This is a genomic window from Halorhodospira halochloris (genome assembly GCF_002356555.2).
In the GTDB taxonomy this organism is placed as follows: Bacteria; Pseudomonadota; Gammaproteobacteria; order Nitrococcales; family Halorhodospiraceae; genus Halorhodospira; species Halorhodospira halochloris.
Map to the genome: position 1 here is coordinate 1,461,351 of NZ_AP017372.2, position 21,036 is coordinate 1,482,386.

Genomic DNA, 21,036 nt, shown 5'->3' on the forward strand with positions numbered 1-21,036 from the left:
GATGGATCAAGCCCAATCTCAACACGCCCCTTTGACATCCTATTTCCCGCAGGATTTTATGCCCGAGCGCGGTCTGCTCGGTGCGCTATTGCGTTTTGCAGCTGCGGGCGGCCACGGCGATAAAGAGGAGATCAGCGCTGCGACCGGCATCCCTACCGGCACTTCGACTGGCAAGGTCGAACCGATGATCCGTTACGCCTGGGCAATGGGGTTAATCAATGCGCTTCGAGATCAGTCCGAATGGCAGCTCTCATTAACGCAGCTCGGCGATGCTGTATATCGAGAAGACCTATTTCTCAATGAACCGGTTACCTTATGGCTCCTGCACTTGATGATCTCGCGCCGCTTTGATGCCAGCCACCCCCCTACCGGTTGCGCTGATGCCTGGTTCGCGCTCTTCGCCGAGGGCGATACCCTTCTCGGGCGCAACTTCCATGAAGATGATTTGCATCGCACTTTTATCCAGCGCTACGGCGACAAAGGTTATCTGCGCCGCTTGACTACTCTGATACCGCGCATGTACTGCGAAACTGGCAGCTTCGGCGAGGCTCGGATCCTTACTCGGAACAGTCACGAGACGCAGACCATTACCCGCCTCTCAGCGCCTACTGATTCAGCCTTTTATCCGGCTTATGCGTATTTTCTATACACTACTTGGGATGAGCTCTTTGGCCCTGAGTACACCCAAATCGATTTTGACGAGTTGGCTCGTACTTCGCGCTTACTCTCACTGCTCGGGTGGGAAAAAGAGCAGGCCAATAACTGGATGGAATGGATGGCAAGCCGAGGCTGGGTTCAGGTTGATCGTCGCACCGGATCAGCGATGCTGCTGCGGCTGACTAAGAGCGAAAAAATCCTCGCCGAACTCTACGCCGAACTAGTTTAGCAATTTGATCTTTGGGGGGTATTAAATTGCGTGTAGGAGAACTGGTTAGCTTTAATGATGAGGACTTCTTTGAAGGCGCAGTTCAGCTAAGTTGGGTATATAAGAACCCGGCTAAAGCACGTGAGGCCGCTAGTGCATTCGTCTTCCATGGTCCGCGCTACCACGGCGCTGATGATGCTGCTCAAGAGGGGCTTGAGGAGCAGCACCGGCTAAAAGACTCGGCTAGCGTAGTCAATGATCTTGTAGAGTCTATTCTCGCCGGTCGGCGCGGAGAAGAACGTAACCCTTTTTGGCTCGCCGTCGCCGGTTATGGATCTGGCAAATCGCATTTAGCTTCAGCAATAGCCACACTGCTAGAAGATCCGCGCGCTAGTTCTGCTCAGCAAGTAGTCGCAAATGTTGCGCGCGCCGATGAGCAGATCGGCTCTGCACTCTCTACTGGTGTTGAACAATTAAATAAACCTGCACTGGTAATATGCCTAGATGGCATGGCTGGTTTCCATCTCGGCGATGCCCTAACGCAGGCTGTCTACACCCGCTTGGATCAGCACGGTGTTGATGCTGGCGCGATCCGCGATTTATCCCCCCGCTTTCAAATAGCCGAGCAGTTTGTCGAACGCAACTACGCCATCCGTCAGGAGGCATTTGCGCAGCGTTTGCCCGGTATGGATGCGACAGCGATATGCGAGCGACTACGCAGGAACGATGAACAGACCTATGCTGAGGTAGATGCCTTATATACCGAAGCAAATGGCAGCCCCATCCCAGTAACCGGGCAAGAGTCGGTTCAGGACCTGCTGCAGGCACTCTGCGATATATATTGCGACTCAGATGGTCCATTCTCAAGCGTAGTAATACTATTCGATGAGCTTGGTCGTTACCTTGAGTACGCCGCCGAAAAGCCTCACCTAGCCGGCGACGCGGCCTTACAGCAGCTCTTTCAGGGGGTGCAGGATAACCCCGATAAGCTCCGCTTTGTCGGATTTATCCAATACGAACTAAAGGCCTATTTGCGCCGCTTTAGCAGCAATAACATGCAACAGTTATTGCGCTATATAACTCGCTTCGATAGCGCTGAAAAGATCTACCTGTCGACCAATCTAGAGACTATCTTTGCCCATATAATCGGTAAGAATGAAGATGCCCTGAGCGATGTTTGGCAACGCAGTCGCGCTGATGAGCTGAGCAAAGCAAGTTGGCAGCGCCTCGATTCTACCCTGCCTAACATCTCCCGGTATCCGGTTTGGCACCAGGAAGAGCGTTTTAATCAGGTCATCGCTCGCGGCTGCTGGCCGCTACACCCTCTTGCGACGTGGTTTCTGACACGCCAAAGCGATGTAGTGCAATCGCGCTCGGCGATGACCTTTATCAAGGAGACTCTTGAGGAGATAAGCTCTGAACAGGCGCTACAAGATGGGCGCCTACGTCAGGTCAGTGCCGCGGAGTTACTCCTTAACCGGTTACTGCCGGAAGTTCTAGCCGCCGAGCAGCATACCGGCTCTAACGTGGCAGAGAATTTACAGCTGTTACTAGAGAAACTGCGCGGACACTTAAACATAGAGGAAAAGCTGACTCTCGCCGGTGTCGCCATCCTAGAGAAGATACGCCTCGGTAAGCAGAGCCTAGAGACGGTAGATCAGCTACTCTGTGAGGCGACCGCTTTGCCGCGCACCCAACTAAAATCGGCGCTACAGCGCCTGAGCTCTGAACTGGGCGCTCTGGAGTGGAATGAAGACCTAGGCCAATACGAGCTTATATCCGATGCGACCACCCGCGGGCAGTTTCAACAGTGGCTTCGTCAGCGCTTGAGCGATGCCTCATGCGATGCAATTGCCAATCTATTCCAAGCCCGTGGCCTAGCTGAGTGCGGACTAGGTGACATAGAGACAGATTTCGCAGCTAAAAATGACATCAACACTCCCGACTGGAGGTTTCAGGCTACACCGGCAACAGCTGGCTCATTGTCAACATCTTTGGATAATGCATTTAAAGCTTGGCAGAGTGCTGAGTCACCTAGGGATGCAAAAGGTCAGGTTATCTATCTCTACATCCACCCTGACGATGATTTACCTGCTATAGATCAGCAAATTAATGATCTTTTTGATGCTCATCTTAATAAAGCAAATTGCGCTGCTGCACCTATTTGGGTCATTGGTATATTCGATTCAAGCGGCAATATCGCCGAGCATCTGTGGCGTATTCATGTGTTCGACGAGCGCCTTAGCAGTGAGGAGCGAGAGCGCTTTCGCCGGTTTATACCTGAGGAGCGAGAGCGTAGTACCCAATCCCTAACCGAAAGGGTCAAAGAGACCATTAAGGAACGCCGGTACTGGATAGCCGGCATGGCTGATGTTCCGCAGTCCCGTCTTAAGGCTGTCGGTGAAGCAATTTTCAAGCATGTATATCCTGAGGTTTTACCCTTCCCGTTCGACGGCTTCGCCAGTAGCAGTGGTGGTGGAGCTGCTGATGCCATGCAACTGACGCGCAACCTGATTACTCGTCAGGTAGATGGCGCATGGCTACAGGCACAGCCGAAGCGCCTGCAAAATAGAGTCAAAGCGCTCTTGGTCAATAACTGGCAAGCGTTAAAAAGCAGTGGCGAACTCTCCGAGCCGCAAGAGCCTCAAATCAAGAAGGTATTTGAGGAGCTAAAGCAGGCGCACAGCGACGATCCACAGCGGAGTCTGTGGCAGTCTTATCAGCTGCTGATCGGCCCGCCTTATGGTATGAATGCATCCTCCGCTGCAGTACTGCTCGGTTTGCTAATCGCTGGCAGTCACCCTCCTCGGCGCATTGAGCAAAATGGTAAGCCGGTCACTGCAGGCGACTGGGTAAATGCTGCAAGCCCAAAACAGCAAAGCAAACACTTTTTACAGCAAGAGATCTTGAAGCAATCCTCTCTCCGCTTTCTAGCTGAGGATGCAGAAAGCCGCTGGCGTTCTTTGTTGAGTAACTGGGAAAATGAGCAGAATTTGCAAAAATTGGTGGAATACCAAAAACATGCTGCTCAGATGCAGCAGGAAGAACCAATCCCTGAGGCCATGGAGGGCTTATACGGTTATTTACGTGACCGCTCTCAAGCAGCATTAGAAAAGCTAAACACTCGGCAAAGAGAGTTAGATGAGTGGGAAGAGGGCTTGGAGAGAGCAACTCGACAAAACAATGTTGCTGAAATGCTGCGCATCGGCTCAAAACTCCTGCGCAGTAAGCGGAACATGGAAGATAGTCCGGAGTGGGATAACCATCCTTTTATATCAACCTGTGAGAACCTGCTCGCTTATGCGCGGAGCATTATCGGTGAACATATCGGCGACTGGATTTTTAAGCAGAGTTGCCACAATGCCGCCGAAGTAAGCAATTTTCGTCACAAGATGGAGAAGGCAGTAAAGAGTCTCAAAGAGCTTGGCTTTCAACATGAGGCAGAGACTCTTGAAAAGCAGGTTCAGCATATTACCTATCGCATTGAGCAGCGCCAGGCATTTCAGTTGACGCTAGATGAGAGCGACGATTACCCCAGACAACCAGATCCTAACCCATCAACCCCTGTAAAAGAGCTGCGCGATCAGATTCGTCGTGGTGATGACCTCATTAACGCAGTCAAACAGGCTAGCAATGCCCTTCAGAAACAAGAGATCGACTCACGGGTCAATGCTATATGGCAGCGTCAAGACAAATTAAGGCGTGCTCTAGAAGAGCAAGAACAGCAGCTTGCTGAGCTTTTCAGTTTACAGATAGATTGCGAGGCGGATCTGCGTGAGGCTCTCTCTAAGGCTGAGAGTTTGCGTGATTTGTTTGCCCAGACTAAAGACTATGATGATATCCAAGAGGCGGTTCTGCAGCTGTCACGGATAGTCGAAGATCTAGCGACGTGGGAGCACGGTGACATTTCACCAGAGCGACTCGAAGAGTTGCTCAATCAGCAAATCCCAGCTCAGGCAAAGCAACTAACTGATGAATTACAAGATAAGGAGATTGATCCGGTTTGGGATTTGCACTCGATCTATCAAACACTGGCACAAGAAAGGGTTAACGCTGCGTATCGGCGTTCATACGAGTGGGTCAATCCACGTTTGGACTTAATAGATTCTATTGAGCAAAGAGATTATCAAGCATGCCACTCCCTGGAACAGGAATTGCTAGCCGCCCCCTCCTATTTGGCCAGAGAGGACCGAACCCATGTAGCCAATCTGCTTGTGGCGGTCCGCAAGCGCCGCGCAGAGTTGGCAGAACAACAACGCGCTCAGCATGTTGCTGAGTGGCTGTCCCAGCTACCGCAGGAAAATGAGATCAAGAGTTTTGACCTCCGTCAAGCCGAAGAGCTGTTGCGTCAATTAGAATCTCCACCGGAGCAGCTTAATAACCAGGAATACAACCAGCTGAAGCCGCTAAAAGAGGCAGCAACCGCTCGCTACGATGAACTGAGCATAGAAGATATTATTCGGCGCATCATGCGGTTGTCCGAGGAACGACGTAAAGAGTTGCTAGCTCGGTTGAGTCATTGATGGGTATCGTGCCTATTGGAAACATCTAAAGGCAAATCTAAAACTTTTCAAGCCTAGCTGCCCTTGGCGCAAACCGCACCAAGGGCAGCTCAGGCCACGGCCCAAAATCTCTTCTATTACTTTATGATTCTGAAAATAAACGGATATCTGTACCACTCTCCGTTGTTAGCCTTGACCGTCCCCATAATCATTAGGATAAGCCATGCTAAGCCAACCAGGGGCATGAGAATTACGCCAATGGCTATGACTACCAAAAACATAGAGATGATATAAGCTATAGCTATATTTATTTGGAAGTTCAGCGCCTCTTTGCCCTGATCGTTGACAAAGGGCATCTCCTCACGTTTGATTAGCCATACTATCAAAGGCCCCAAAAAACTGGCCAAGCCTGAAATATGGGCAATCAATCCCCAGGTTCTTTCCTCTCTGGAGGGGGTGTCAGTGGATTTTTTTGTAGAATCTGGGCTTCCCGTGGAACCGCTCTCGGGTGCTTGATTTGTATCTACCATGCTACAACTCCTTTTCAGACAAATTCTCGACTCGAGATTAATAGCACAAATCGTAACGGCCTGTCAAACTGTAAACATAAACTGAAAACATAACTAGTAGCCTATTGGGAGTTCCCTGTCCAAAAATCAACCAAAGTAAATGTATTACGCTGCACTTGCTATGCTCTGAATAACAGGGGAAAGGGAACTCCCCCTATCTATCGAAGAGCTCACTATACACCTTGCGCGGCCCACTAGCCTCTGAGAAATCACCAAAGCATCCACTACAGCGGCGTGCCTCCAAAGCCATGTCCCCGAGTCAATTTAGTTGCTGCCCCGGTGCATAAGCTGTCCTGTGATACCCTACTCAGATAACAGCTACATTACGGAACACGTTAAAGATTAACCTTACTAAATGTATACAAAAAGTTACCAGCCGCCTCAATTGCCGATTTATTTCGACACGGCAGCTACCACGCAAGTAGACCCGCTGGTTAGCGAAGCCATGAGTGCTGTACTCAACGATGCCACTCACTTCGCTAACCCCTCTTCCACTGAGCATAACTTGGGTAGACAGGCCGAGGAGTATATAGAGGATTCTCGCGCGCTCATCGCCAACGAATTTAACTGCGAACCAGACGAAGTAGTATTTACCTGCGGGGCAACCGAGAGCATAAATCTAGCCCTGCGCGGCGTCATGGACGCGCTCGCACTACACGCCCCTGAGCAAAAACGCCATATCATTACATCAACAATTGAGCACAGTGCTACAGCCGCCTGCTGCTCCGCGCTCGAGCAAACTGGTACCGAAGTTACTTACCTTGATCCGGCAGCCGACGGGCGCATCAATCCCCAGTCTCTTCGCCAGGCGATAAAGCCGGAAACCGTCCTGATCTCACTGATTCATACCAGCAATGAGGTCGGCACCATCCAACCGATCGAAGAGATAGCCGCCATTGCGGCCGAGCATGGGGTGATACTTCATGTAGATGCTGCACAGGCCGCAGGTAAGATGCCTATCGATATGGCGAAGAGCGGCATAGATATGCTCTCGCTATCGGCCCATAAATTCCACGGCCCCAAAGGCAGCGGTTGTTTAATCATCCGCGATCGCCAACGTCTGCCAATCCGCCCGCTGTGCTTTGGCGGTGGGCAGGAATTTGGCTTGCGTCCCGGCACCCTGGCCACCCATCAGATCGTCGGCCTAAGTAAGGCGTTAGAGTTAGCTGCGCAACGCCGAGCAGAGGATCTTAAGCACGTTAGCGGGTTGCGTCAGCGTTTCCTCGGGTGCCTGCAGGATGCCGGCATAGATATGTATATCCACACCCCGCTCGAATACAGCTCCCCTTATATAATTAACTTTGCTATTGCAGGTATACCTAGCAGCGTACTGATTAATCAGACCCGCGAGCAGATCGCCATAGCTTCTGGATCAGCTTGCTCTTCAGGATCTCTTGACCCCTCGCCGATATTGCGTGCCATGGGGGTGGAGGGGGATCCCCTATACGGCGCAGTCAGAGTGAGCTTTTCGCGTCAGCATACCGAGGCTGAGATAGACTACGCTGCTGCAGCTATCAGTAATGCAGCGCAACGGGTCAAGCAAATGAGATAAGGGCGCCTCGAAAAACTTTCCCGGAGCCATTAGTTGTGCCGGTATGGAGGTCTTAGCGGCAGGGATGGCGCCGTGGAGCCTCCAGGGATGGATTAACGGCGTCCTCCACACCGGGACAACTAATGGCCCCGGAGAGGTTTTTCGAGACGCCCATCCGATTAACCCTACCGCACCACCTTCGGCACCCGCTTACCTGACGGCCCCTCGCGCATCCAGACAATTTGCCGGTTGTGCTCAGGGCCATAACTGACATGGATCGGTCGCTCGGAGTTATAGAAATAAAGTCGATCAAATGGGGTATTGGCCGCTATCCACTCAGCAACCTCCCACATATCTTCATCTTCCACAATAAAATCAACCGCCGCCCCTAGCCGCGGACAGATCAAATTACCCCGCCGGTTGATTTCATGCGCGGCGTGTTGATCGCGCTTTGGGTCTATGCGCCCCGGGATATGCTTGGTCAGCTGCGCTGAGGCAAAACCGTAGGTCAGGTGGATCATGCCGAACCAGTCGATCACCGGATCAAGCACCTGTTCGGCAAGATCAAGCAGCGCATTCCAGCTCTCCGGTTGCTGTGGGCGGTTATCGATGCCCTGCTCCGCCGCTAGCCTATGCCACGTCTCACCACACTCGATAAACTGCCTAAAGGTCAAAAAACTGCCACACGGGTCGTCTAGCTGCGGCGGTGTAAGCGAGCGGCGCAGCTCCATGCCGTCGATCTCCCAGCGATGCCGGGCAAGCGTATCGCGCAGCACATGCGGCGGCGGTCCATAGCCGGACATGTCAAAGAGACCGAGATCATCAAGGGCCTGATCAAAGGCAGCCTGCTCGGGATAGTAGGGGTGCTCCTCGTGGATGTAGAGGGACTTCCAATATAGATACGGCGGCTCATACTCCTCGCCGTAGCTGAAGTAGTCAAAGTCCTGCTCGCGCAGCTTAATCTTGACCCGCTCTAACATGCGCGGCAGTGGCTGCCCGTCAAAGTCGTCAAAGCGCATTAGCGAGAGCTTGCCAGAACCGATATGGATCTTGACCAGATCACTATTGCGCCAGTCGCCGTAAAGCAGCGCAGCGGCCCCGACATATATCCGCAGCAGTGCCGGTAGCCGCTCCACAAGATTGCTGTGTAGCTGCAGTGAGCCGTGCAGCTCTTGCTCCCAGTGCAGGCGCCCTAAACCATTCTCTGCCGCTTCCTGGCAGGCCTGAGCAATCGCCTCGCTATCAGCAATCTGCAATAGGCGCTCGCGGCCGGCTGCCAGAGCAGCCCGGTAATCGCCGAAAAAACTGCGCACGTCGCGGCGCAGGTCAGGGTCGAGCTGCCGATACGACTGACGCCGCTCGAACTGCAGCAGGGCGAAATAGACCTCTAAATCAGCTACACGCCGATCCTCAGCCTCGACAAGCATCTGCTCAAAGAGCTCATCGCCAAGTTCCCTGCGCCGGTATTCCTCGATAAAACGCAGGGCGCGGTTAACAGAACCGAAACCTTCGGTTAGCTCGACCGAGTTCTCTGCTTCATTTTTATCCGGTTTCCGACCAAGAGTAAGCCACTGCTCCCAGAGACGTTCTAGCGAGTCGCGATAGGCCTCATAGCGCTGCGCAGCGCGCTGCTGTGCTCGCTCGCGGCGGCGCTGCTCGGTCGGCACCTGTGCTGCTGATGGGCGCAGCCCCGGAGAACGCAGCGGCCGCCCTCGGCTGCGATAACGATCGAGAAGAAAGCGCTGCTCCAGCTCCTTATCACGAAAGACGTAGAAGACCCCTGGGGCTACCGGGATCGGCTCTTCATCGAGGGCGCGCTCCAGGAAAGATTTAATCTCGCCTTGTGTGTAGTACTTCTGAAAAGTGCCCCGCCGGGTTATGACGCCATCACGAAAGCTCTCGCCGCACCGATCATTATCATTAGCCAGCATCACCGCCACAACCAGCAGCTTCCTAGTCAGCGACCAGGCGCCGAGCAAGGCCTCCAGCCGCTCGTCGAAGTCTTCGATGACGTTGATCACGAAACCGAGGTTGACCAGGTCGGCCTCCTCAAGCGACTCCTCGGGCGCGTAGTAAGGATCCCAGCCACTCGCTGTCACGTCATTTTCGTGCAGGCCGCGGATGTCATCGCCGCGCCCGCAGCCGTAGTCAAATAGGCTATAGGTGCCATCGAGAAAACCGTGCCTAGCCAGGGCCTGTACCGGAGTCGAGAAACCGTAGCGAACGAGCGCTGTGCGCTGCCGCTCTGCCTGCCAATCGACGCCTTGATCACAGCTCTCGCGCTCCTCGGGGCCGATAGGTACTAGGGCATGGCCGTCGATACGGTAGCCGGCTTCGCGCAACAACCCCAACCACTGCCGGCGGTAACCTATGCGGGTAGTATTATCGAACAGGCCGATTGCTTCGGCAGCCTCGGTCAAGGCCGCATAGTTAGCATATTCGGGGTGATCAGGGCTAAGCAGCAGCTCCTTACGGTGCAAGATTGGCGGGTTTAACGAGTCGCGATAGCTGCGATGACCTAACGTCCCGTTTGCCGGGACATAGCGCCAACTCTCGGCCAGGGCGGGAAAGGGATCGGCAAAAAACTCCGGGTAGTGAAGCAGCCCTATCTCGCTGACAGCAGCAAGAGTATCCGCCTTTTCTTCCTCTGCCGACTCGATGCTGGAAACAGCGCCACCTTCGTACTGAGGCACGAACTCAAGGCGGACGACGTTAAAGTGCTCACCGCTTTGCACCCCTACTGCGGCAGAAGCCTGCTCAATGGCATGCTCCCAAATTGCGCGCTGCTCTTCATCGAGTGCGGGAATGGTCTCGATATGCAGATAGACGCGCCGCCCGATACGTTTGCCCAGGCTGCTTGATCTAGGCACAGTTAATTTGCTCGCAATCTTGGATTGTATCCTACCAGTTTAATAATATGAATTATCGCATACCTGAATCCGTGAAATCCGCCCCGGCGCTATAGTTCTTCCTGCATGCCACGGCCTGAGGACTCCGTCACAGGTCCAAGACTCGATACGGGTGGGTGGCAAACCCTTACCCGACGGGGACTTTCACCCCGCAAGATACGCCGAGCTTTGCTCGGCGCGATAACGTCAGCCATCAGCCGCGCGAGGAACGAGCGTCGGCTGCATGGCCTTGTTCGGCAGTCAGCGACGCCCCTTCCAGTACCCAGGGGCCCGGTGCAAGTTCATCACGGCAATCACAAGAAGAGTTCCCTCTTCTTCGGAGTAAAGCACCCCATATGGGAATCTTCGCACCAACGCCCTCCGGACTTCTCCATCAAACACCGGCCATGCCTGTGGATAGGCGACAGCGCGTTGAATTGCTGAATAGATCTCAACGGAGAGGTCATATCCGAGGCCTGGCTCGATCCCTTCGTAATATTCGACAGCCTCTTCAAGCTCGCGCTCGGCTTCAGGATGGAGATGAAAGCTCATTCAGCCCGGTCCCTCCAGATCCTTGCAAACACCTCTTCACCAGGAACGCTCTCCACCGCTCCGGAGCGAACCTCTTTCAAACGCTTAGCTGTCACCGCCGCCCACTTCTCATCAATCTTCGATTCCGGCGGATTTAGGCTGCGAAGGAGCGAATCAACTACGAGCGCCCTCTCCTCCACCGGAAGAGCCTCTGCATCCTGAATCAGATCTTTGATATTCATCCAAAACCTCTCATCGAAAGTCTCTTACTGCCGAACGGCAATGCTCAACGGCGCGCGTCAGCGCGTCCGTTGAAGCGCCTTGTTGGGATCGCATTTTTGATGTATTGGTGATGCGTGCGTCTCCACGCCCAAAGCACGAATTACTTTCAGAACTGTATCGTAACGTGGCTTAGCTCCTGGGGTAAGCGCCTTGTACAGGCTTTCTCGTCCAAGCCCCGCTTCTCGCGCAAGTTGGGCCATTCCTCGTGCCTTTGCTACATCTCCCACTGCCGCCAAGAATACATTCGGATCTTCATCTTCAAGAGCAGCAGTGGATTATACAGACGCCGCTTTTCGCTACACTATCCCGCCGCAATCTAACACCCACGGATTCCTCCTGCGCCCGCATCCCGACTGAATCATCTCCATGCTTTACTGCCGCTGCCTTACGCCATTCAACACGCGACGATGAACGCACACACTGATCCCGGTCAAGTGCCCAAGCGTATGCCGAGTTCACCCTCTGAACCGTGGGAGTCTGATGAACTACTCCCGCCAAGCTTACGCTATGGCGTGAGTTTCGCGCTTCGACGGGAGTGCCGATTCATCCAAAGGATGACCCGGTCTGACCTCCCTCCACGCATCGGCCGGTTCCCGACCGGATAAACTCCGCTCCAGCCAAGCCAACAGCACCCGAGCGGCGTTCTCGTCCCGTGAACAGGACGCGCCGCAAGGGCAGCTGTGCCAGCGCTGGCCGAGCGGTTTCTTCTCCTGCTGCCCGCAGGCGTGACAGGTCTGTGAGGGCTTGATCTGCCGCGTCGGGGCCTCCACCGCCCAAGCACCAGCTTCTTCCGCTTTGAGCTTGAGCAATTGATGGAAGGCCCCGCCAGCGGCATCAAGAATACTGCGATTCAAGCCCCGTTTATATTGACCGCCGTTAGCGGTCATGTTTCGAATGCTCAGCGCCTCTAGGCCCAAAGCACTAAACTCGTTGATCAGTCGGGCAGAGACCTGATGGAGAAAGTCGTGGCGCTGATTGGCCACCTTACGGTGCAGCCGGCGCAACTCATCGTACGCCTTGCGCAACCGGTTGGAGATGGGGAAGCCCCGACTCCTACCCGACGCCTTCTTGGCCGCCTCCTCCTTGCGGGAGATCTCGCGCTGTACGCCACGGATGGCATCCAAGGTGCCGGCAAGGTGGCGGGGGTTATCGATGGTCTCGGCACCTTGCGCGGTCGCCACAGTGGCGAAGGTCTCCAAGCCCCAGTCGAGCCCGACCATCTGCACCTGCTCTTGGAGTTGACGCCGCGCACCGCCCCCTCCGCCTTCGTCAACAATCTAAAGACGGTGACCTCCCGGCTCATCCGCAAGGAGTTCGGGGAGCATCTTCAACAGTATTACTGGCGCAAACCGGTATTCTGGAGTCGCAGCTACTGCATCATTACCGTCGGTGGTGCGCCGCTGTCGGTCTTGAAGCAGTACATCGAACAACAGAAAGCCCCAGAGTAATGGCGCTGCGCGCCATGCGCCGCTTCACCACCCCCTAAGCCGCTGCGCGGCTATAGGCGGAGCACTGCGGCGCGTTTTGGTAGCCAGAAATAGCTTGTGCGGATGTAGTGTTCAAACTACACTTGTGCCATGTTTGACGTTAAACAGACAGAGACCTACCGAAAGTGGGAACGCAAGCTCCGTGATCAACATGCAAAGGCATTGATCGCGGCCCGTGTCTTCCGGCTGGCCAATGGCTTGCCGGGCGACGTCTGGCAGCCCATTGGGAGGCGTCATGAGTGACAAGATTTACGACTACGACCCGGCGGCGGCCCTGGAGAGTGATGAGGCCATTGCGGTGTTTCTTGCCGATGCCCTGGAAACCGGGGATGCCGCTCACATTGCGAAGGCGATCGGCGTCGTGGCTCGTGCCAGGGGCATGACGGAATTGGCCCGTGAAACCGGCCTTTCCCGCGAGCAGCTTTACCGCTCATTCAGTGAACAAGGCAACCCGACTCTGAAAAACATGCTTGCAGTGATGCGTGCTTTGGGCGTGGACTTGACAGCACGGCCCCACGACGAAAAGCCCACTGTCTAACGGGTTTTCCGGTTTCGGCTCCGCTTGTGCGCGAGAACGAGAACCGGGGTCAAGAAGTGGATTTTATATGGTCTAATATGGCGTTATGAATTACCTATCCTCACTCAGTGATAAATGCCGAGCAGTGCGCGTTGCCCTATTCAGCGCCCTGCTCGTCTTCGCCCCACTAAGCCAAGCCGAGAGGGATAGTGGCACGATTTATCTGCCCCTCGCCTTCTACTCCCCGGATACAGGGGCCGGCATTAGCTACACCATGCTCTATTTCTCTTCCCGTGAACTGCAAACGGGGGTTTCGGGCACCGATACTATACGGGTTACCGCTCTTTATACTCAGGAAGATCAGCACATGGCCTCTATTGGTGCATCCTGGTTTATCGGTCGCGGCCTGTGGAAGGTTAGTAATAACGCCACAACCCAAAACTTCCCGCGCGATTTCTACGGTATAGGCGCTACCACGCCCGAGGAAGACGAGGAAGAGTATACCTATGAACGGCATAGCAATCTGCTGGCGCTGCAGCGCTGGATGGGCAATGAGTGGTACGTCGGCGGCGTGTTTGAAGCCAATCGTTCTAAAATCACCGAGTTTCAGGATGATGATCAGGGGCTGATAAGAGAGTATTATTCAGATAACAACCTTGAGATGAGCGACACCTTCCACGGGGTCGGTATCCAGATCAATCGAGATAGCACTGATGCCCCTTTCTTTCCCCGTCATGGCTCCAAGACCAGTCTCAGAGCCCTAGCCTACCCGGAAGATCTCGGCGCTAACCAAGCATTTGAGCGCTACGACCTTTCGCAGCGACTATACCTGCCCCTGGGCCGGGAAGGGGCCTTGGCTTTGGAGATACAAGGTGAGTACGCCTCTGATGGCGCCCCTATTCCTTTCTTGCCTAGTCTTGGCTCTGGGTCCACATTACGAGGTTACGCTGGCGGCAGGTACATGGATCAACTCTACCTCTCTGGGCAGGCCGAGGTGCGCTTCCCTATCCAGGGCCGCTGGCAAGGCACGGTATTTACCGCCGCCGGGGATGTCTTTCCCGACTTTGATGATATATCGGACGACAACCTCAAATACGGCGTAGGCGGCGGCATCAGATACGCCTTACAGCAGGATATGCGCATCAACTTACGCTTGGATATAGCCTACGGGTTTGCTACAGGCGATGCCGAGGACGGCGAGAGCCCCGGGGTCTACTTTAATTTCACCGAAGCTTTTTAGCCTATTTCTAATTTGCTATGATCCGCTGATGTTACAAGCCCCCCTACCCAATGATGAAGAGCGTCGCCTGTCGGCGCTGTATGAATACCGCATACTCGACACCCCGGCTGAAGAGGCCTTTGACAGGGTTATAAGGCTTGTATGTCGGCTCTTTTCAGTCCCGATGGCGACCATTACCTTGGTCGATCGCGACCGGCAGTGGTTCAAATCCTCGTGCGGAGTGGATGCTTGTGAAACCGAGCGGGGCATCTCGTTCTGCGGTCATGTCGTCTTCCAGGGCGCCCCGCTGATAGTCCCCGACACCCACGAAGACCCCCGCTTTGCCGATAATCCTTTAGTCACCGGCCCTCCTCATGTTCGCTTTTACGCCGGCGTCCCCCTGACGACATACGACGGCCTGCATATCGGCGTGCTCTGCGTGCAGGACAAACAGCCCCGGCCACAGGGTATCAGCGCTGACGAGCTCGCTAACCTGACTGAACTCGCCGCGATGACCCTGGACGAACTGGAATTGCGCAAGGCAAAGAGCCAAGTCGATGCCGAGCAGGAGATTGCCCGCCGAGTCATAAATTGCGCGACCCAAAACGAGGTGCTGGGCAACCCCGGGGTGAGGCACTACTACCGGCCCGCCGAGCGCCTCAGTGGCGATCTGCTTCTGGCTGGCAGGCGTTCCTCTGACGGTGCCCTACTTTTTTTGCTCGGTGATTTCACCGGCCACGGCATCGGCGCAGCAGTTGGAGTTCCCGCCCTAGCCGGCAAATTCTACGACCAGATCGAGTTAGGGGTAGGATCGGAGCAGATCCTGGGTAGGCTCAACGATCACCTGCACAAGCACCTGCCCCCCGATATGTTTCTAACCGCAGCTTTAATCGAGGTCAGCCTGCGTGATGACGGTATCCATCTGGCCATATGGAACGCCGGCTTGCCGAGCATATTGCTGATCTCTGCACAGGGCCAAGCTACCCACTTCGCCTCCGAGGGGCTACCGCTGGGAATCGTATCATCGACTAGCATCCAAGCAGCCGGATTAGAGTACCATTTACCGCCGGCCAAATCGCGCCTCTACGCATGCTCGGATGGAGTTGTTGAGTCGCGCACGGCAGATGGCAGTATGCTGGCTATAGAGGGCCTGGAGAATACTCTATGCGATAGCCCTAGCGAGGCGCGTTTCGATGCGGTAGTAAAGCTCATGGAGGATGCGCGCGAGCACAACAGCCGCGACATTGATGACATAACCTTCCTTGAGCTTGATTTTGATAATCTATCGGCGATGCTAAGTCAGCAGTAGGACGCCTCTATCTGTTATTCCTGAACCATTTGGTTAACTGGTGTGGGGATCTTGGCACCAGGGATGGCGCCATGATGAGCTAGCTTTGGTAATCCTTGAGCAATCTGCCAACCACCTCGATATCATCAGCTGTATCCACCCCCGGCCCCGGCCTCTGCCGGGTGACGGCCACCTGTATTGAGTATCCGTGCCACAGGGCACGCAACTGCTCTAACTGCTCTAAGCGCTCGGCTGGGGCTGGCTCTAGATTCGGATAGCAGCGCAGGAAGCCAGCCCGATAAGCATAGAGACCCAAATGACGCAGCCAGTTACCGGCATTGACCTGAGCATCGCTGATCTGCAGCATCGCCTCGCGTTCCCAGGGGATAGGTGCACGACTAAAGTAGAGAGCGCGGCCCCGGTTATCGCATACAACCTTCACCGCTGATGGATCTTTTAGCTCGGCGGCAGTTTCAATAGGCACCGCGAGGGTAGAAATATCCGCATCGCTATCTTGAGCCAATCGTGATGCCGCTAAGGCAGGCAAATCGGGCGGCATGAGCGGTTCGTCGCCTTGTAGGTTAACTACAATGCTCTCATCAGGAATACCGAGCCTATCGACCACCTCGGCAATGCGCTCGGTGCCACTGCTATGATCTGGACTGGTTGTTAAAACTTGGGCGCCAAACCCGTGACAAGTCTTCTCTATGCGCTCATCATCTGTGGCAACCACCACCTGTTGGGCACCGCTCGCCGTGGCGCGCCGGTAGACATGCTCAATAATCGGTAAACCACCAACCTCAAGCAAAGGTTTACCTGGTAGGCGGCTAGCTGCATAGCGGGCTGGAATAACAACTATAAAGGCGACGCTTGCCGTAGACATATTATTTTATTCAATAACTTGTAGATTGTTTATGAAGTTGCGCATCAACTTTCTCTGCCAATTCACTACTCGGTTCGACCACAACCGGCAGATACCAGCACCTATCGCTTTGCGGCAGGTTAGCACACTTCACCGCGTCCTTTTCGGTCATGATGATTGGCTTGCTATCACCGTTATCGGCAAATGCTAGGTCATTTGCGCCAAACTTATGGTGGTCGGCAAAGGGATGCTCCTCGGCCTCAATTCCCAGCTGTGCCAAGGTACGGAAAAAGCGCTGCGGATTACCGATAGCAGCTACTGCGTGGGCTGGGCCACCAGGCCAGCAAGCTCCCCCTTTGATGACCGGCTGCGGCCGCCCGGGTGTTAGGCTGAATGAAACCTCCTCCTCACTGGGTTCGGCGGTGTTGACCACAACCAGATCGACCTCATCAAGGCGCTGAGCCCTTTCGCGCAGGGGGCCGGCGGGCAGCAGGCGGCCGTTACCAAGCCTACGCTCACCATCAATAACCGCTATCTCCATGCTGCGCTGCATCCTGTAGTGCTGCAGGCCATCGTCACTTACGACTATATCGCACCCTGCCTGCGTAGCTGCAGCAGCTACCGCCGCCGGTCGATCAGCGCCAACATAGACCGGGGCGGCGGTGCGTCGTGCGAGCAGCAACGGCTCGTCACCTACCTCATCAGCGCTAGAAGCAGGTTTAACCCGCACGGGGCCTTTACCAGCGCTCGAGCCGTAACCCCGCGAGACTATGCCCGGTCGCCAGCCCTGCTCACGCAAACGCTCAACCAGCCACGCCACCAAGGGGGTCTTACCAGTGCCACCGACTGTTATATTGCCCACTACGATAACCGGCACCTGCGCCGGCAGGCTCTCCAGCCATCCTCGCCGATAGGCCTTACGCCGCAGAGAAGTTATTGCACCATACAATCCGGCAGCAGGGATAAGCGCCCGAGATGTAAAACTATCGGTATACCAAAAGGCGGGCACGACTAACCCTCAAACTGCATGCGGTAAAAGCTGGCATAGCGGCCAGATTTAGCCAAGAGCTGGCTATGGGTGCCCTGCTCCCTTATCTGCCCATCTTCGAGAAAGATTATCTTATCGGCATTCTCGATAGTCGACAGACGGTGAGCAATGACAAAAGTCGTCCGCCCTGTCATCAACTGATCAAGCGCCTGCTGGATGTAGGCCTCCGATTCGGTATCCAGCGCTGACGTTGCCTCATCGAGGATAAGTATGGGCGCATCTTTAAGCAGGGCCCGGGCAATGGCCAGACGCTGACGCTGACCACCCGAGAGCAACACTCCGTCCTCGCCGATATGGGTATCAAACCCCTGCGGCAAGCGCTCTATAAACTCCAAGGCATTTGCCGCTTGAGCCGCCTGCCTGATTTGCTCCTGAGATACGTTATCGCTAGCACCAAAGGCAATATTTTCGGCTACACTGGCGTTGAATAGGGTTACGTTCTGACCGACCATGGAGATCTGACGACGCAGATCAGCCAAGCGATAGTCGTGCAACACCACCCCATCTAGACAGATCTGCCCACCGGTAGGCTCATAAAATCGCGGTATCAGCGCAACAAATGTCGACTTACCGCTTCCTGAAGGACCCACCAGGGCGACTCTCTGCCCAGGCTCGGCATGCATATCGATCCCGCGCAGCACTTCGTGCTCACCATCATAAGAGAAGCGTAAGCTGCTCACCTCAACACGGCCCTGAGCTCTCTCTATGCTGATGCTACCGTTATCTTGCTCAGCCGGTGTGTCAACAACCTGGAAGACGCTCTTAGCCGCAGTCAAACCCTTTTGGATTCGCGCATTAACCGTGATCAAGCTCTTAATGGGTGGATTAAGAAGCATCAGCGCACCGGCAAATGAGGCGAACGTCCCGACAGTAATGGTCTCCACTAAGGCGTCTATAGTAGCTAGATAGATCACACCGGCGAGTGCTATACCAGCAAGGAACCGGGTCACCGGCACTGCTGCGTGCTTGGTTGCGAGGAACTTCATGTATTGACGGCGGTTCTCTTCATTGGCCTTTTCGAACCGGCGCAATTCCCGCTCTTGCTGACCAAATGCCTTTATGACCTGATGGCCGTGCACGCTCTCTTCAGCGATGCTACCCACCCCGCCAACAGCGCTATGGACCTTTTTGGTTATCTTGCGAAACCGCTTATTTACATAAGCCATGATGCCCGCCAAAAGGGGGAAAATGGTGGCAACTACCAAGGTCAACAGAGGGGCCAGATAGATCATGTAACCAACCAAGAAAACCACCCGGGCGCCATCTTGAATCAAGTTCAGTACGGCCTTGGTTACAGAATCTGCGACCTGCTCGGCTTCGTAGGTAAGCTTGGAGATTAACCGCCCCGAGGAGAACTTATCGAAGACGCTCGCCGGCATTACTAGCAAGCGGTCATGGAGATTGCCTCTTAGCTGCTTAATCAGATTACGCGCGATCCAGGTCTTTAGGTAGTGGCTAACAAAGAACATCACCCCCTGAAAGACGACGAAGGCGATCAGCAGAAAGGCATAGAATCGAATCGTTGCGGCGTCTTTTTCGACAAAACCGTCGTCAAGCAGCGGCCTTACCAACGCTACGACTCCAGTCTGAGTAGCGGCTACGGCGAGCATAGCGACAATGGCTATAATGCCTAACTTCCAATGCGGCAGCACATAGCCGATGAAAAGACGTTTAAAGGTTGGCCATGTCCCGCGCGCGGCCACCGGGGCGACTGAGTCAGGGAGTGGAGGCGTTACTTCACTATCCGCTTTTGCGCTCATAATCCAGCGATTCCAGTAAGCTCAGTGGTGAGCTTTTAGAGGTTCCGTTTGGCAGAAAGTTACTGCTCAGGCTCTATGGTAGCGATAGAGACTCGGCTTATACCCAACTGCCCGACACCATCCATAGCTCGGACTAACGCCCTGTGCGGAGCATCAGCGTCAGCACGGATAACCACACCGCTCACCTCTTGGTCTTCCAAGGCTTCACGGATGGCGCGCATCAATGTATCCAGCTCGCGGTTAACTAAGGCCTCTCCTGCGACATAGTACTCACCACCCTCATCGATGCTTATCTCCAACAAGTCGGGAGGTGTATCAGTCCTTTCTGTGTCGGCTTCCGGGAGGGTTATATCCAAGCCTGTTTGATGGACGAAGGTTGTGGTCACCATGAAGAATATAAGCAGCAGGAAGACGACATCGATAAGTGGCGTTAGATTGATGTCGGGCTCGTCATTGCGGCTACGCCGACGCAGATTCAACTCCAACCTCCATGCACATCAATCGCCCGAGGCACATCAATCACCCGAGACACTGGAACCGGCCTCAATGAGCAGCATCGCCTCTTGCTCCATCTCAACCACCCGCGCGTCGACTAGACCACGCAGGTAGCGATAAGCGATAAGTGCCGGTATAGCTACCGTAATCCCCGAGGCGGTGGTGATAAGGGCTTCTGCTATCCCTCCGGATAAGGCCGGCATGTCGCCCATGCCCTCAGCACTAATAGCACCAAAGACCTTGATCATGCCGATCACGGTGCCAAGCAGGCCTAACAAGGGGCTTATAGCAGCTATTGTGCCGAGGGTATTTAGATATCGCTCAAGACGGTGAGCCTCGTGTCTTCCTGCATCCTCGACCGCTTCGGCCATAGCCGAGCGGCCATGAGGCAAGGCATATAGGCCGGCCGCAAGGATCCTGCCCAGGGGCGAACTCTCTTTCAGCGCTTCGAGGTAACGCTCCTCTAGCTGCTTCTCGTAGGCAAGCCGCCAGGCACGACCGCGCAGGGCCTCGGGCAGGATGCGGTTCTGGCGCAAAGTCCAAAATCTTTCAACTATTATCGCCAAGGCGACCACGGAGCAAGCCAGGATTGGCAACATTAACCAACCGCCAGCCTGAATCAGCTCAAGCATCTATCCCTCAAAAGTGGTATGAAATCAGGGCAAAGATTCGCTCGGTAGTTTAATGCGGCACCATCCCTGATGTCCACTAACTACGGCGCCATCCTTGGCACCCAGGCCTCCACGGCGATCTAACAGAGTGACTGATAGAGACAGCCTTTAGCTGCTTGATTATATCCGCAGGTCTTCCAGATCGCCGCCGGCATCAAGCCAGTTCTGTACCCAATGTGGGCGCCTGCCACGACCAGTCCAGGTCTTATCAGGATCTTCAGGGTGGCAGTATTTCGGCGGCACTTTACCTTTGCTGCCACCGCTAGATTTTGTCTGTCCGGCTACTATCTCATGTAAACTAACGCCGTATTTCTCGGCCACCGCCTTCATCTCAGCCTGAGCCTGCTTGCGCGCCTCTTTCTCGCGCTGTTTATGCTCGCGCTCAATGACGCGTTTGGCCGTATCTAGCTCATTAAGATCTAGGTGTTGAACCGCGTGTTCGATTTTTTCAAGTGCTTCTGCGCTCATTCCAAAAAATCTCCTGTGTACATTTGCATCTTTTATAGGTTAAGAACCGCATA

The 21,036-nt window shown here is 54.6% G+C and carries 18 protein-coding genes and 1 pseudogene; 7 read left to right on the forward strand and 12 right to left on the reverse strand.

The genetic code is table 11. The annotated features are described in order from the left end of the window. The first annotated feature begins 1 nt into the window (after position 1). Complete coding sequence (locus tag HH1059_RS06685; RefSeq protein WP_096409430.1) at positions 2-886, forward strand: hypothetical protein; 885 nt, start codon at positions 2-4, stop codon at positions 884-886. A gap of 26 nt (positions 887-912) precedes the next feature. Further along, on the forward strand, positions 913-5,388 hold the full coding sequence (locus HH1059_RS06690) for a hypothetical protein (protein WP_096410362.1): 4,476 nt from the start codon (positions 913-915) through the stop codon (positions 5,386-5,388). Between the two features lie 116 nt (positions 5,389-5,504). Here the strand turns inward: HH1059_RS06690 and HH1059_RS06695 are convergent, their stop codons facing one another. After that, positions 5,505-5,897: a DUF4870 domain-containing protein gene (locus tag HH1059_RS06695; protein ID WP_096409432.1), complete on the reverse strand. Its 393-nt coding sequence runs from the start codon at positions 5,895-5,897 to the stop codon at positions 5,505-5,507. A 394-nt stretch (positions 5,898-6,291) separates the two neighbouring features. On the opposite strand from HH1059_RS06695, the gene HH1059_RS06700 reads away from it, so the two are divergent. Next, entirely contained in the window at positions 6,292-7,488 is a 1,197-nt protein-coding gene (locus HH1059_RS06700) for a cysteine desulfurase family protein (protein ID WP_096409434.1), read from the forward strand. A gap of 164 nt (positions 7,489-7,652) precedes the next feature. Here HH1059_RS06700 and HH1059_RS06705 read toward each other — a convergent pair whose 3' ends face one another. From HH1059_RS06705 to HH1059_RS06725, 5 genes and pseudogenes are all read right to left on the reverse strand, one after another. Next, positions 7,653-10,337, reverse strand: coding sequence for a DNA phosphorothioation-associated putative methyltransferase (locus tag HH1059_RS06705; protein WP_170112999.1), 2,685 nt, complete (start codon positions 10,335-10,337; stop codon positions 7,653-7,655). A 279-nt stretch (positions 10,338-10,616) separates the two neighbouring features. Beyond that, positions 10,617-10,907, reverse strand: coding sequence for a plasmid stabilization protein (locus HH1059_RS06710; RefSeq protein ID WP_096409435.1), 291 nt, complete (start codon positions 10,905-10,907; stop codon positions 10,617-10,619). Next, positions 10,904-11,128 carry an addiction module protein gene (locus tag HH1059_RS06715; protein ID WP_096409437.1) on the reverse strand — a complete coding sequence of 75 codons (225 nt, stop codon included), beginning with the start codon at positions 11,126-11,128 and terminating at the stop codon, positions 10,904-10,906. The genes HH1059_RS06710 and HH1059_RS06715 overlap by 4 nt, the downstream gene beginning before the upstream one ends. Before the next feature lie 57 nt (positions 11,129-11,185). Next, positions 11,186-11,425 (reverse strand): annotated as a pseudogene (locus HH1059_RS06720) (addiction module antidote protein); the annotation flags it as partial. Positions 11,426-11,668: 243 nt separating this feature from the next. Beyond that, positions 11,669-12,349 carry an RNA-guided endonuclease InsQ/TnpB family protein gene (locus tag HH1059_RS06725; RefSeq protein WP_162549412.1) on the reverse strand — a complete coding sequence of 227 codons (681 nt, stop codon included), beginning with the start codon at positions 12,347-12,349 and terminating at the stop codon, positions 11,669-11,671. On the opposite strand from HH1059_RS06725, the gene tnpA reads away from it, so the two are divergent. The 4 genes from tnpA (at position 12,305) to HH1059_RS06745 (ending at position 15,700) form a co-directional block, all read left to right on the forward strand. After that, positions 12,305-12,616: an IS200/IS605 family transposase gene (gene tnpA / locus HH1059_RS13290; protein ID WP_162549413.1), complete on the forward strand. Its 312-nt coding sequence runs from the start codon at positions 12,305-12,307 to the stop codon at positions 12,614-12,616. The two genes, HH1059_RS06725 and tnpA, sit on opposite strands and share 45 nt — an antisense overlap. A gap of 274 nt (positions 12,617-12,890) precedes the next feature. After that, positions 12,891-13,193: an addiction module antidote protein gene (locus tag HH1059_RS06735; RefSeq protein ID WP_096409441.1), complete on the forward strand. Its 303-nt coding sequence runs from the start codon at positions 12,891-12,893 to the stop codon at positions 13,191-13,193. An 85-nt stretch (positions 13,194-13,278) separates the two neighbouring features. Then, positions 13,279-14,412: a BamA/TamA family outer membrane protein gene (locus tag HH1059_RS06740; protein WP_096409443.1), complete on the forward strand. Its 1,134-nt coding sequence runs from the start codon at positions 13,279-13,281 to the stop codon at positions 14,410-14,412. Between the two features lie 28 nt (positions 14,413-14,440). After that, complete coding sequence (locus tag HH1059_RS06745) at positions 14,441-15,700, forward strand: PP2C family protein-serine/threonine phosphatase (RefSeq protein WP_096409445.1); 1,260 nt, start codon at positions 14,441-14,443, stop codon at positions 15,698-15,700. A gap of 79 nt (positions 15,701-15,779) precedes the next feature. Here the strand turns inward: HH1059_RS06745 and kdsB are convergent, their stop codons facing one another. From kdsB to HH1059_RS06775, 6 genes are all read right to left on the reverse strand, one after another. Beyond that, the gene (gene kdsB, locus HH1059_RS06750) at positions 15,780-16,562 is read right to left on the reverse strand and encodes a 3-deoxy-manno-octulosonate cytidylyltransferase (RefSeq protein ID WP_096409446.1); all 783 of its coding nucleotides are present in this window, start codon (positions 16,560-16,562) and stop codon (positions 15,780-15,782) included. 10 nt (positions 16,563-16,572) lie between these two features. Then, entirely contained in the window at positions 16,573-17,550 is a 978-nt protein-coding gene (gene lpxK / locus HH1059_RS06755; protein ID WP_096409448.1) for a tetraacyldisaccharide 4'-kinase, read from the reverse strand. A gap of 2 nt (positions 17,551-17,552) precedes the next feature. Next, positions 17,553-19,349 carry a lipid A export permease/ATP-binding protein MsbA gene (gene msbA, locus HH1059_RS06760; RefSeq protein ID WP_096409449.1) on the reverse strand — a complete coding sequence of 599 codons (1,797 nt, stop codon included), beginning with the start codon at positions 19,347-19,349 and terminating at the stop codon, positions 17,553-17,555. 59 nt (positions 19,350-19,408) lie between these two features. Continuing rightward, positions 19,409-19,828: an ExbD/TolR family protein gene (locus tag HH1059_RS06765; protein WP_096409451.1), complete on the reverse strand. Its 420-nt coding sequence runs from the start codon at positions 19,826-19,828 to the stop codon at positions 19,409-19,411. A gap of 36 nt (positions 19,829-19,864) precedes the next feature. Further along, complete coding sequence (locus HH1059_RS06770; protein WP_096409453.1) at positions 19,865-20,476, reverse strand: MotA/TolQ/ExbB proton channel family protein; 612 nt, start codon at positions 20,474-20,476, stop codon at positions 19,865-19,867. 159 nt (positions 20,477-20,635) lie between these two features. Then, positions 20,636-20,983 (reverse strand): H-NS histone family protein, encoded by a 348-nt coding sequence (locus tag HH1059_RS06775; RefSeq protein ID WP_096409454.1) that lies wholly within the window; start codon positions 20,981-20,983, stop codon positions 20,636-20,638. Positions 20,984-21,036: the final 53 nt, after the last annotated feature.